Source organism: Palleniella muris (genome assembly GCF_004792655.1).
GTDB classification, from domain to species: domain Bacteria; phylum Bacteroidota; class Bacteroidia; order Bacteroidales; family Bacteroidaceae; genus Prevotella; species Prevotella muris_A.
Genome location: NZ_SRZC01000012.1, coordinates 32,016 through 45,250, shown reverse-complemented (window position 1 = coordinate 45,250; position 13,235 = coordinate 32,016). Strand labels below are relative to the sequence as shown.

The following is a 13,235-nucleotide window of genomic DNA, read 5'->3' as shown; positions in this document are numbered from 1 at the left end:
GACAAATAATTGTAAGAAAAACCACCATAATCTCCGTTTTTGAGAAGATTATGGTGGTTTAAATCATGTCTGTGAAAGTATTAATACAGCTTTTGTGCAGTATTTGTTCTTTCGTTTATCTGCGGTAGTCTGCGAGGTCTTCGGCTGTTGCGGACATCACGAAATCGTAATGCTTCTCAACCTCGGAAGCAGCATGGCGTGCATAGACACGTGCCGATTTGCCGAAGAGTTCGGGAGCTTTTGACGCATCGGCGATAAGGAGGATTGCCATGATGCAGTCGCCTGCCATTTCGTAGAGGTGGCGGATGACGAGGTCTTTGAACTCATCGTTCTTCTGATTGTTGGTGTAAGCGACAGCAGCGTTGTACTTCTCAGCCATCTTTGCCACACGCTCCTTCAGTGGAAGGAACTCCTCTGCGCACCAGTCTGCAGAGCCTACGGATGCCGGAGCCTGACCTGCTTCAAGCATTTCGGCAATGACCTGACCATAGAACCCATTTGTAATGTAGCGTCCAGCGGCAACAGTCTGAAGCTGTGTCGTGCCCTCGTAGATAGTGAGGATACGTGCGTCACGGTACAGACGCTGGCAAGCGTACTCAAGCATGAAGCCGGAACCGCCGTGCACCTGTATGCCGTCGTATGCTATCTGGTTGGCATACTCGGAGGTCATGCCCTTTGCCATTGGTGTGAAAGCATCGGCAAGGCGTGAGAATGTCTTGCATTCAGCCTTCTCCTCAGCGGTGAGACGCTCACCATTCTCCTTGCGCTCACGCTCGATGTCCTCAAGAGTCTTGTACATATCTACGTAGCGTGAGGTAGTATAATATAATGTGCGGCTTGCGTCAAGCTTAGCCTTCATGGTGGCAAGCATGTCGTAAACGGCAGGGAACTCGATGATAGCCTTGCCAAACTGCTTGCGGTCCTTTGCGTAAGCGAGGGCTTCGTTGTAAGCCATCTGCGATGTTCCGGTTGACTGGCCTGCGATTCCGAGGCGCGCACCGTTCATAAGTCCCATGACATACTTGATGAGTCCGAGTTTGCGTGAACCGCAAAGCTCTGCCTTGGCGTTCTTGTAGACAAGCTCACATGTAGGGGAACCGTGGATGCCAAGCTTGTTCTCGATGCGTCGCACGTCAACACCGCCGTCGCGCTTGTCATAGATGAACATTGAAAGACCGCGTCCGTCGCGTGTGCCGTCCTCTGAACGTGCGAGCACAAGGTGGATGTCAGAGTCGCCGTTGGTGATGAAACGCTTGCAGCCGTTCAGTCGCCAGCAGTTGTTCTCCTCATCGAATGTCGCCTTGAGCATAACGCTCTGCAGGTCAGAACCTGCGTCCGGCTCTGTGAGGTCCATGGACATTGTCTCGCCATTGCATACGCGTGGCACATAACGCTTGCGCTGATCCTCGTCGCCAAACTCATAGAGAGTCTCTATGCAGTCCTGCAGTGACCAGATGTTCTCAAAACCTGTATCTGCGCATGCTATCATTTCGTTGATGGCAGAGTAGATTGCCATTGGAAAATTCAAGCCTCCGTAGCGGCGTGGCATTGTCACACCGTTGAGTCCTGCCTTGATTGTAGCGTCAAGATTCTCGTAAGTCTTTGACGCATAGACCATGCGGTTGTTCTCCACATGAGGGCCTTCGGCATCGACAGCCTCGGCGTTAGGAGCGATGATGTTTGCTGTCACGTCGCCTGCGAGGTCAAGGACACGCTCGTAAGAGTCCAGTGCATCCTCGAAATTCTCAGGTGCATAGTCATACTTGCCGAAATCGGAATAGTTGCGCTCCTTAAGCTCCACGATTCTTTTCAGCAAAGGGTGGCTGAGATGAAACTTTATCTCAGGATTATCTTGAAAGAAATTTGCCATTGTTTGTTTTCTTTGGTTGTAGGTTGTGGGTTGTAGGTTTTTGTGATGTATCATATTGCATCATGTGTTATCATGTTGCATCATAACCTCCAAAACCTAAAACCCAAAACCAAAGTTACTTGTTGTTCTGCTTGTAATACTTTATGAGTTTAGGTAGCACTTCCTCGACAGTGCCTGTGATGACATAGTCAGCGATAGTATTGATAGGTGCATCCGGGTCGCAGTTTACGGAAATGATGATGCCTGAATCCTGCATACCTGCGATGTGCTGAATCTGTCCTGAGATACCACATGCGATATAAACCTTCGGACGCACTGTCACACCTGTCTGTCCGATCTGGCGGTCATTGTCCACCCAACCGGCATCGACAGCGGCGCGTGACGCACCAACTTCGGCATGAAGCTCTTTGGCAAGCTGGAAGAGAAGGTCGAATCCTTCCTTTGACCCCATGCCATAGCCTCCGGCAACGACGATAGGCGCGCCTTTCAGGTTGTGCTTCGCTTCCTCCACATGACGGTCGAGAACCTTCACGACATACTCTGTCTCAGGAACATACTTTGCAACATCATGGCGTATGACCTCACCCTTGTAGTTCTCGTCGAGCACCTCTTTCTTCATCACACCCTCACGCACAGTAGCCATCTGTGGACGGTGCTCAGGGTTGACGATTGTCGCAACGATGTTTCCGCCAAAGGCAGGGCGAATCTGATAGAGCTGCTGCTCATAGTGCTTTGTCACAAGTTCGCCGTCCTCATTCTTTACCTTCATGTCGAAATCACCAATCTCAAGCTCTGTGCAGTCGGCTGTCAGACCGCTGAACAGTGCTGAAGAGACACGCGGACCGAGGTCGCGTCCGATGACAGTGGCACCGAGGAGGCATATCTGTGGCTGCTCCTCCTTGAAGAGATTGACCACAAGTGAGGTGTGAGGGTTTGTGGTGTACGGGAACAGTCCCTCAGCGTCGAAGATGTGGACTTTGTCCACGCCATATTTCATTACTTGGTTTTCCACCCCGTCAAGACCGCTGCCTGCGATGATACACTCTAACTGCACGCCGAGAGTGTTGGCGAGCTTACGGCCCTTTGTGAGAAGTTCGAGAGCGACATCCTTGACGGTCGTTCCCTCTATTTCGCAATATACAAATACGTTGTTCATAGAAAATGCGCCTTGTTATCCGATGATTTTCTCATCGAGAAGTTCTACAATAAGTCCGTTGATGTCCTCGTCCGAACCGGTGAGCGTGCGTGATTCCTTTGCCTTGAATACAATGTTCTTCACGGCTTTAACATTCGTTGGTGAGCCAGCTTTGCCTATCTGCTTAGGGTCGCACTCGATGTCCTGTGCGTTCCACTCTGGGATGGCTGCTCTCTTGTACGCCATTATGCGTTTCGCATTAGCCGGACGGCATGGCGCAGCGGAACCGTTCACGGTGATGACAAGCGGGAACTGTGCCTCGACAGTCTCCACACCGCCGTCGATATGACGCTTGATGACAATCTTCTTTGTCGCCTCGTCAAGGGAGAGAATCTCCTCTGCATAAGTAACCTGGGTAAGCCCAAGCTTCTCCGCAATCTGCGGACCGACCTGTGCTGTATCACCGTCGATAGCCTGACGGCCGCCAAGGATAATGTCCACCTCACCGATTTTCTTTATCGCCTGGGCGAGGGTGTAGGAAGTGGCGAGGGTGTCCGCGCCACCGAGAGGACGGTCTGTAATGACATACCCCTTGTCTGCGCCACGGAAGAGTGCCTCGCGGATGATTGCGGAAGCCTTTGGCAGGCCCATGGTGATGACTGTGATGGTAGAGCCAGGGAACTTGTCCTTGAGGATAAGAGCCTGCTCCAGAGCGTTGAGGTCGTCAGGGTTGAAGACGGCAGGCAACGCGGCACGGTTGACGGTACCCTCGGCTGTCATAGCGTCAGGGCCGACATTTCTTGTGTCAGGTACTTGCTTGGCAAGCACAACAATCTTTAAGCTCATAAGAGATGCAGTTTTAGTTATTTTCTTGTTTTCTTTTTGTTTCTCAGCAGATTCCTGCACGGTTCCAGTGGCTGGTGCCCCTTCTGTCACGCACAGTCTTGCTTTGTAAAGATAATGCAAACTGAATGCAATATGAATTTTTCACTATTGCTGAGGTGCAGCTTATCTTATGCAAAAGTACAAAATATTTCCGAAATTGCAAAAAAAACGATAAAAAAAATGTGTCGGTGCTGCAATCATGGCTGATGGTAAATCAAGTTTTTAAAGTAATCGCCCTATTCTCCCAATATGTCAAAACATTGTCCAAGTCTCGGTTTTTACGAGTATCTTCTTCGTCCGCGTGAATCTGTATGAGAAAATCTGAACAAAGAAACTGCTGATGACTCGTGCAGATGTGATCCGCATGTTGATTCATGGGGACTAAGAAGATGTGTTTACTGTACAGATTTGTTGTTTCCTGTTGCTCTATGAAATATGAGAGTTCAAAGCATGTGTGGTGCAATGTCAGTGTTTTTTTGGCTTCTTTGTTTTCTTTGAGTCATGCCTGTCTTTCGCATCTGTATCAGGAGAAACGCAGAATGGCTTTCAAAAGTTCACTTGCTTGTCGGTTTGTATTGTGAGTTTGCAAAACTTCACAATGGTTAAAAGTGGGAAATTTCTTGACAATGCAGGTTGCTTTATTTTTACTCCCTATGCACTTCTGAAGCCGGAAAATAACGCAAAAGATAGCGTATTTGGCAGTTTTATGCCTAATCCGATACTGTTTGTATTGAAAAGTATTACTTTTGGAGTGGAAAAGCAGCACCTTTTATACAGCAAAACAGTATATTTTGATGTTTTTTTTGTGTTGATTAGGTGACGAAATAGATGTTTGGTAGCTAATTAATTAATATACAGTATGTTATATACAATGTGTTTTTGTAATATTCCGTTGTCTGTCTTTCAGATTTCCGTGGAAATGTTAAAACTGAAAAGATTGTTCTACTCCTATGGCGTACGTTGAAAAGTGCAATACCATTTTGCTTGCGTCTCAAAACATTTCTATGTTTTTTTTGTTCAAATTTGTTGGATGCTACAAAAATAATGATTAACTTTGTACTCTGTAATGAATATACAGGTATCTATGGACAATACTGATAATGGCGAAATACTTTTACTTGCTACAAGTTATCTTAACAACAAATCAGAAGATAGTCCTGTCAATAAAATACAGCATTTGACAATCTGTTTCATTTCCTCCGTGGTGAAATTCATCCATCAAAAATGATGAAGCAAGCATGGTATCACAATAACTGCATCGATGATGGATTTGATATAGATATTTATGTAAGAAATAATAAAATGGATAAAACCATGAATCGCAAATATGATATATTATGGCTAAGACTCAAGATGAAATAAAAGAACTGCTTTCCACAAATTCATTAAAAAAAGGAATAGCAAATAATTATATTACTATCAACAGCGATAATAGTTATATAACATACCATTGTAAGAATAAGACTAAACGTAAACTCTCTAATCCAGAAGAGTTTGTACAGGCGGCAACTTTTCTTGAACTCATATTTGAATATAATTATTCACCCCTTAATATATCTGTCAATGAAAATGTTCAAATAGGTTCTTCAACAAAAGAAGCGGATATTCTTGTCTATAATGAGACAAATTCCAAAATTTTGATTGTAGTTGAATGTAAAGAAGAACAAATAAACGAAAGACAATTTCAGATTGCAGTTGATCAAGCATATAGCTATGCCCATTCTTTGGCAAGTCAGTATATCTGGGTTACGTCAGGGATTAAAGATGAGTACTTTGAGTTAGTTGAACTATATCCTGTAGAACGAATTAGCATCTCAGATATTCCCAAACGAGCGGGGAAAGTCGAAAGGTATAAATATGTAAAAGGTTCAAAAGAACCTCAGGCTGGGACACAAGCAGAATTGCGACAAAAGTTCAAATCAGCTCACGATGCTTTGTGGGGTGGCGGAGCTTTAGCTCCTACTACAGCTTTCGATGAATTGGACAAGCTTATTTTCTGTAAAATATGGGATGAGAAATGGAGAGATAATGCGCCAAAGACAAAAGGGGAACCATTTGCCTTTCAAATCATCTCTTATCATGAGGACAAAGATGACAAACAAAATCTGAAAGCAAAAACAGAACTTGAAAAACGTGTTCGAGAATTGTATGAGCATGGGCGCAAGAAAGATCCTGAAGTCTTCAAAGACGACATTAAACTTGACAAACATAAGATATATACTGTTGTTCAGTATCTACAAGACATTAACCTTTCCAGAACAGATCTTGATGCAAAAGGGGTTGCCTTTCAAAGTTTCATGGGAGAATTCTTCCGTGGAGACTTCGGACAATTTTTCACACCTAATCCGATTGTTGAGTTTATCGTAAATTCCATTGGAATAGAACGTGATTGGAAGATTCTTGATACTTCGTGTGGCAGTGGCGGTTTCTTGCTCCATGCCCTAAAAGCTGTTCGGGATGAAGCAAATGAAATTTATGGCGAGGATGTTAATAGTTCTTCTTGGCGTAATTATTGGCATGAGTTTGCAGAAAAACATTTATTCGGCATTGAAATCAACGAGCAAATATCGCGCGTTGCCAAAATGAACATGATAATTCACGATGACGGCCACACGAACATCATTACCAATGACGGTCTTAAGAACAATAAAACATTGGAAATTGAAAATCGCAATCTTAAGTTCCAAGATGGGACGTTTGATTTGATTATGACAAATCCTCCATTTGGTTCCACTATTAAGGCAGACGAAGTAAACTATTATAAAGAATATGAGTTGTTTGAAAAAAATCTTGGTATTACGGAGATAAAAGACCGGATTGCAGATGATAACAATAAAAAGAAATGGCGTGCATCTCAAAGTACAGAAATCCTTTTCTTGGAACGTTGCTATAAATATCTGAATGAGGAAAACGGATATTTGGCAATCGTTGTACCTGACGGCATTCTGACAAATTCAACAAGTCAATATGTACGTGATTGGTTGGTTGAAAAATTCAGAATATTAGCTATTGTTTCGCTTCCACAACACACATTTGCACATGTAAACGCAGGTGTAAAGTCCTCCGTCCTGTTCTTGAAAAAACATCCACAAACTCTTACAAAGAAGTTTGAACAAACATTGAACAATGTGAAAGCGATTGTTAAGGTAGAAAAAGGATTGGGTAAGGAACAGCGGCAAGAACGAATATTGGAACTTTACAAAAAAAAGATCTATCAATATTCAGAAAATTATGATATATTGATGATTAACGTAGGAAACATTGGTTATGATGCAACAAACAAACCGATGGACGGAAACGAGTTACCTGATGCTTCATTGAATATTTATAACCATATACATAAAATTTGAATTTATGACAGCGGAAGAATTTATTTTTGACACTCCACTATATCACGAAGTTTCTTTTGCCGATGAGGCTGAGCCTTTTGCAAAAAAATTGTATAGTCACTTTTCTAAAAATACATTTGATGGTTATAATCCTTTCCAAAAAAAAGAATCAACATTCCTTTTGATACAAGGAATAGGTAATGATTGTATAGAAGGTTATTGGCATAGTTCGTATACAGAAAAAATAGGAATACGTCAAATAGTTTTAAGATGTTGTCGGTATAATGATAAAATGCATTTATTGGTACGTTGGAATCCAGAAGAACGAACCATTACAAAAATCGGACAATATCCTTCAGTGGCAGATGTGCATATTGGCCAAATAAAGCAATATAAGAAAGTTCTATCCAATGATAAGTTGAAGGAATTCACTCGTGCTATTGGATTAGCAGCAAATGGAATTGGAGTGGGCTCATTTATTTACTTAAGACGAATTTTTGAGTCACTTATTTATGAAATCGCAAATAAAGCCATAACAAATGGGGTAATAAAGAAAGAGGATTTTGAACAGAAGAGAATGGATGAGCGTGTATACGTTTTAAAAGAACTGTTACCGTCTTTTCTTGTAGAAAATAAATCTCTTTATGGAATCCTAAGCAAAGGAATCCATGAATTATCCGAAGAAAAATGCCTCGCTTATTTTGATATTATGCGAAATAGCATTGAGCTAATTCTGGATGAGCGTCTTGATGCTATTCAAAAAGCTGAGAAAATAAAAAAGGCGTCTAATGCATTAAATGCAATACAAGCACAAATAAAGAAATCAATATGATTCTCGAAAAGATAAAAATAAAAGACATTATAGGGTGCAGATTTGATTTTACTTATCTGCACTACATAGGTCACTGTTATAGATATCCAACAGTCCCTTTGAGGAAATTGCTGACAGAAAAACCACAATATGGATCAGGGGAAGCTGGGATTATTCGAGAAAATAATGAAACAATAAGATATGTGCGAATAACAGACATTGACGATAACGGTTTGTTGTTGGATAATTGGGGCGCAACAGTAAATAACGTGGAGCACAAATATATTCTCAATGATGACGACATTCTTATAGCTCGGAGTGGAAATACTGTAGGCAAATCGTATATTCATAAAACAGCAAAAGTGACATATCCATGCCTTTTTGCTGGCTATATGATTAGGTTTGTTGTCAATCAAGATTTGGTTCTGCCTGATTATCTGTTTGCATTCACCCAAACTTCCATTTATAAAGAATGGGTTAAGGCTACACAAAGAACGACAGGACAGCCTAATATTAATGCAGAAGAATATGGAAATATGCTTGTCCCCCTTCCTCCTTTTCATATCCAGAAGAAAATTATTGATGCGCATAAGCAAGCATTGCAAGCTAAACAACAAAAAGAACAAGAATCTAAAAATATTCAAAGTAGGGTTGATACATATATATTGAATCAATTAGGGGTAATATTGCCTTCTAAAGATTCCTTTGAGAACAAATGCAATATCATTTCTGTATCTCAATTGATAAACAAACGGTTTGACCCATATTATCATCAAGAGTATTTTGATCAAGCGTTTAAGCAATTGTCAGAAACATCTAATTATAAATTGCGAAGATTAAGTGATATTACCGTATTGATAACAAGTGGCATCACTCCAAAATCAGGTGGTGATGATTATACTGATTCTGAACATGGTGTAGCATTTATCAGAAGCGGCAACATTGACATTATGGGTGAAGTAGATTTTGATAATTTATTATACATAAAACGAGAAGTTCATGATACTCGAATGAAGTCGTCTAAAGTACAAAATGGTGATATAATGATTGCTATTGTTGGCGCAACAATAGGACAAGTGGGAATTTACCATTCGTCTCGTGAAGCAAATATAAATCAGGCAATAGCATTAGTACGATTGAAAGATGGGTATAATCCGGAATATATTAAGGAGGTAATCAAATCTTCAATAGGTCAGCTAAATCTTGATCGCCTTAAACGACCAGTAGCCAGAGCGAATATAAATCTTGAAGAAATATCCTCAATGCTTATTCCCGTACCCGAAATAGAAATCCAAAATAAGATAGTAAAAAATATTGTTTCGATACGGCAACAAGCAAAACGACTTCAAAAAGAAGGAGTTGAATTACTTGAAAAAACAAAGCAGGAAATAGAAAACATAATATTAGGTAATTTATGAAAGAAGACATCTATTGCATTGCATGTCAATGCCAGACCATTATAAATAAACAAATAAAAGTTTCTCATAACAAAATTATAGATAATCTCTGGAATAACCGAATAAAACGGAAGAAATGGCACTGAATGGCTTAGTGGAAAGGCATTTGCGAAGCCAGACGGTGACAGCGGCAAAAATCGGGTAACGCAAAGGAAAGCGGAATTATGAAGCAGAACGGTTTTCAAATCGTTACCCGCCGGAAAGTGATTTTTAACACTTGTCACCGAAACTGGCAGCTTGTGGCTTCGGTTGGCTTACATGGTCTAACTCGTTGATATTTAACTTTGCAATCAAAAAAACGAGTATGGCAAGAAGCACATTCAAAGTGCTGTTCTATGTGAACGGCAGCAAGGAGAAAAACGGCATTGTCCCCATCATGGGACGGGTTACAATCAACGGGACTGTAGCGCAGTTCAGCTGCAAGCAGAGCGTCCCCAAGACGCTTTGGGACGTTAAAGGCAACAAGGCGAAAGGAAAGAGCCGCGAGGCACGGGACATCAACCTCGCGCTTGACAACATCAAGGCGCAAATCATCAAGCACTACCAGCGCATTTCCGACCGTGAGGCATACGTTACGGCTGAAATGGTGCGTAACGCCTATCAAGGGATAGGAAGCGAATATGAAACACTGATAAAAGCATTCGATAAGGATTGCGCCAACTTTCTGAAACGTGTCGGAAAAGACCGCAGTATCGGCACATACAAGGTGATGGTAAGGGCAAGAAACTATGTGGCTGCCTTTATCAAGTCGTTCTATAAGCGAAACGATATGTCGATGTTGGAGCTGACACCCGAATTTATCAAGGAGTTTGCCGCCTACCTGACGGCAGAACGGGGATTGAAGAATGCTACCATCTGGCTTAATTGTATGTGGCTGAAAGGTGTCGTGATGCGGGCGCATTACAACGGGTTGATACCGAGAAATCCGTTTGCACAGTTCCATATCAGCCCGAATGTAAAGGAACGGGAGTATCTGACGGAAGATGAGATAAAGACCGTAATGATGCATGAGTTTGAAAGCCCCACGCTAACGCTTGTCCGGGACTTGTTCATCTTCGCCTGTTTCACTGCGCTGAGCTTCGTGGACATGAAGGAGCTGACGACGGATGAGATAGTGGAGGTGAACGGCGAGAAATGGATAATCGGCAAACGCCACAAGACGGATGTGCCTTTTCAGGTAAAGCTGCTCGACATTCCTCTTCAAATTATCGAACGACACAAGAACCGTTCAGACGGTAAGTCGGTATTCGGTGAAATCAACTACTGGACGATGTGCAAGCAGTTGAAAAAGGTTATCAAGGAATGTGGTATCGAGAAGTCAATCTCCTACCATTCAGCACGTCATACTTTATACTTCTCTAAAACTATGATTATAACTATCTAAATATCAACACAATTCAAACTTACATAAATTTACGACTAACACGAAGGTAACATATTCGTCGAAAAAAATTAGCCTGATTTATAATTGAAAGACAGTTGCAAATATACTACTTTTACCTTTTCGTTGGAATTATTTTTTGCCTTCAAAGAAAAAAACAAGCCCAATTATCCGCTTCCCTCTTTTTTATACCCATTCAAAATCGTCTTTGCTTTCGACCTTGTTCAAAGATATACATGAACAGGTCAATAAATATGTCAGTCAGTTCATGTATATATAGTACATGACTTCTGACTTGTTTTGTCTTTAGACCGAATCCGATTTCATTGTCATCGTAGAGACCCGTCTTTAATCAAGTCAGAATATTAGTCAGTCAGTTCGTGTATATATAACACGACTTTCTGACTTGTTTCGTATAAGGTCTTTTTTCTTTTTTTGAAGGCCTCTTCTTTTTTTGTTCCACGTTGTGTTAATGATGTTCCATTTATAGAGCTTTCAGCATTTACGATTCCCACGAAAGTTTGTTTTCGTGTGCAAAGTTACGGAGAGAGAACGTCCACCAAGAAGCGTTCCCTATCTTCAGCAAAATTTGACGGAAACTTTCCGCAATCACAGATTCCGGCATTTCATAAAATTTTATCCTTGATTTCTTGTCTATCGTCCTTTCACTCTCCGTCTGAAACGGCACATGAAAACAATCCTTTCAGGAGAAGTCGAAAGACCTTGAGTAAAGGGGAACAAGTTTAACAAATTAAAGTTTAAGAATATGCCTAACTGGTGCTGCACAGCGTATGCGATAGAGGGCGACGCAAAGGAATTACAAAGCCTCTATGATTTGATGAACAAGCTACAGGAGTCAAAAGACCCTTCTGTTCCGAATGGATTTGGGACTACTTGGTTGGGATGTCTTGTTGATGCCCTTGGCGAAAAATGGGAAGATGTATCTTGCCGTGGAAGCTGGAACGATTTGGAGTTTGACGGCAGAGTGCTTACTTTCAATACAGAAACAGCATGGGCTCCATGCAATGAGACGCTCGATGTGGTATGTAGGAAATATCCGGCATTAAACTATCTATATCGGTCGGAGGAACCAGGAATGGCTCTGTATTATACCAATGACGATGAAGGCAGATACTTTCCTGATAGATTTGTTGTCGAAGTGTGCATTTCAAAAAAGGAATACTACACCGAGTATTTTACAGATTTACAGAGTGTATATGAGTGGTTGGAGGAAATCTGCGATATGCAAGTCCAGTCAAAGCTGGATGTGGATGCGATTGTAGGACAATGGAGAAAAAAATATGCACATGCCCACTGCTATATCCACGAGTACAAAATTTCCGCTTGACCGATTTTTCAAAGGCATAGATAAGGCTGAAAATTCCTAATTTATAATGCTGAAATCCGTATTGGCTTAATTCCGATACGGATTTTTAAAATTCAGTCTGCCGACAGTTGCGCCCTGTTATAAGGTACAAGGATTTGTTCAAAACCTTTGCAAGTTATCCGGTTATAATCTTTTTTTCTTTTATAAGGCTTCCAGCAGCTTTTTCTCTGCGCCCTGTGGAGGATTCTATTTTTCTACGAAGGTAAATCGGCTTTCCCAATCATGTCAATGCCGACTGTAGTCGCGAGTGAACCGTAAAATCTTCCTCTTCTCCGTCGAGCGTATTTTTCGTATCAGCCTTGCAGGATTGCCCCAGCCTCCTTCTTTATTGCAGAAAAATAAATCCCAACGGTCGCAAACAGGCCGAATAAAGGGAAATAATAACAACCAAATAAAAAGACAATGGGCAAATACGATTTTATCAAGACAGGCAACCTGCTTTATTGGAATGACCCCGACAACGGCATATCCAGTGGGGGCTACAAAGTTATTTCCGTTCCTGAAGAAGTGTATGAGGACAGCATCATTTTGATTGCAAGCGACCACTCTGAAGCGGAGGTACTGGCTTCCGAATTATCACCGATACCCCCGACAAGAAGCCATAAGGAGGAATTTCTGAAATGGAGAGAGAAACAAGAAGCGGACGGTACTGCGTTTTACAATAGGCTTTCAGAAGTTATTGCTACCGAGATTGATTTGGAAGTCGGCGACATGGTGGCGTTCACAAATGATTACGGCGTTGTATTCGGTCCGTATGAAATACTCGCTTTCGGCAAACCTTGGAACGGTGACAGATGTGTGTACCTTGACAGTGATGCCTATTGGTTTGCAGACCGTCCGAACCAACTCACACTGATGAGCAAGGGGACTTCAGAATAACAGACCTAAGCATAGACCATCCGCTACAATACGGGTGGTCTTATACCTCAAGACCATATCGGGCTATACCTTTTATAGTTCCGCTTCATGCTTATCCTATT

Annotated in this window: 8 protein-coding genes and 1 pseudogene; 6 read left to right on the top strand and 3 right to left on the bottom strand. The window is 41.9% G+C overall.

The window, feature by feature from the left end; all coding sequences use genetic code 11:
* Positions 1-115: 115 nt before the first annotated feature.
* From E5358_RS08320 to E5358_RS08310, 3 genes are all read right to left on the bottom strand, one after another.
* On the bottom strand, positions 116-1,870 hold the full coding sequence (locus tag E5358_RS08320; protein ID WP_135939744.1) for an acyl-CoA dehydrogenase family protein: 1,755 nt from the start codon (positions 1,868-1,870) through the stop codon (positions 116-118).
* Between the two features lie 115 nt (positions 1,871-1,985).
* A complete protein-coding gene (locus E5358_RS08315; RefSeq protein WP_135939743.1) occupies positions 1,986-3,026 on the bottom strand; it encodes an electron transfer flavoprotein subunit alpha/FixB family protein in 1,041 nt (346 codons plus the stop codon).
* A 15-nt stretch (positions 3,027-3,041) separates the two neighbouring features.
* Complete coding sequence (locus E5358_RS08310) at positions 3,042-3,851, bottom strand: electron transfer flavoprotein subunit beta/FixA family protein (protein ID WP_135939742.1); 810 nt, start codon at positions 3,849-3,851, stop codon at positions 3,042-3,044.
* Between the two features lie 1,376 nt (positions 3,852-5,227).
* On the opposite strand from E5358_RS08310, the gene E5358_RS08305 reads away from it, so the two are divergent.
* From E5358_RS08305 to E5358_RS08280, 6 genes and pseudogenes are all read left to right on the top strand, one after another.
* The gene (locus E5358_RS08305) at positions 5,228-7,240 is read left to right on the top strand and encodes a type I restriction-modification system subunit M (protein ID WP_135939741.1); all 2,013 of its coding nucleotides are present in this window, start codon (positions 5,228-5,230) and stop codon (positions 7,238-7,240) included.
* A 4-nt stretch (positions 7,241-7,244) separates the two neighbouring features.
* Entirely contained in the window at positions 7,245-8,051 is an 807-nt protein-coding gene (locus tag E5358_RS08300; RefSeq protein WP_135939740.1) for a short-chain dehydrogenase, read from the top strand.
* The gene (locus E5358_RS08295; RefSeq protein WP_135939739.1) at positions 8,048-9,448 is read left to right on the top strand and encodes a restriction endonuclease subunit S; all 1,401 of its coding nucleotides are present in this window, start codon (positions 8,048-8,050) and stop codon (positions 9,446-9,448) included. The genes E5358_RS08300 and E5358_RS08295 overlap by 4 nt, the downstream gene beginning before the upstream one ends.
* 343 nt (positions 9,449-9,791) lie before the next feature.
* Positions 9,792-10,862: pseudogene (locus E5358_RS08290) on the top strand (site-specific integrase); the annotation flags it as partial.
* A gap of 772 nt (positions 10,863-11,634) precedes the next feature.
* The gene (locus E5358_RS08285; RefSeq protein WP_123482737.1) at positions 11,635-12,216 is read left to right on the top strand and encodes a hypothetical protein; all 582 of its coding nucleotides are present in this window, start codon (positions 11,635-11,637) and stop codon (positions 12,214-12,216) included.
* A 441-nt stretch (positions 12,217-12,657) separates the two neighbouring features.
* Complete coding sequence (locus tag E5358_RS08280; protein WP_123408028.1) at positions 12,658-13,134, top strand: hypothetical protein; 477 nt, start codon at positions 12,658-12,660, stop codon at positions 13,132-13,134.
* The last annotated feature ends 101 nt before the right edge of the window (positions 13,135-13,235 follow it).

What these genes read in the sequence shown, in the direction of transcription:
- E5358_RS08320 (WP_135939744.1), bottom strand. Translation starts at nt 1,870, where the DNA reads ATGGCAAATTTCTTTCAAGATAATCCTGAGATAAAGTTTCATCTCAGC.
- E5358_RS08315 (WP_135939743.1), bottom strand. Translation starts at nt 3,026, where the DNA reads ATGAACAACGTATTTGTATATTGCGAAATAGAGGGAACGACCGTCAAG.
- E5358_RS08310 (WP_135939742.1), bottom strand. Translation starts at nt 3,851, where the DNA reads ATGAGCTTAAAGATTGTTGTGCTTGCCAAGCAAGTACCTGACACAAGA.
- E5358_RS08305 (WP_135939741.1), top strand. Translation starts at nt 5,228, where the DNA reads ATGGCTAAGACTCAAGATGAAATAAAAGAACTGCTTTCCACAAATTCA.
- E5358_RS08300 (WP_135939740.1), top strand. Translation starts at nt 7,245, where the DNA reads ATGACAGCGGAAGAATTTATTTTTGACACTCCACTATATCACGAAGTT.
- E5358_RS08295 (WP_135939739.1), top strand. Translation starts at nt 8,048, where the DNA reads ATGATTCTCGAAAAGATAAAAATAAAAGACATTATAGGGTGCAGATTT.
- E5358_RS08285 (WP_123482737.1), top strand. Translation starts at nt 11,635, where the DNA reads ATGCCTAACTGGTGCTGCACAGCGTATGCGATAGAGGGCGACGCAAAG.
- E5358_RS08280 (WP_123408028.1), top strand. Translation starts at nt 12,658, where the DNA reads ATGGGCAAATACGATTTTATCAAGACAGGCAACCTGCTTTATTGGAAT.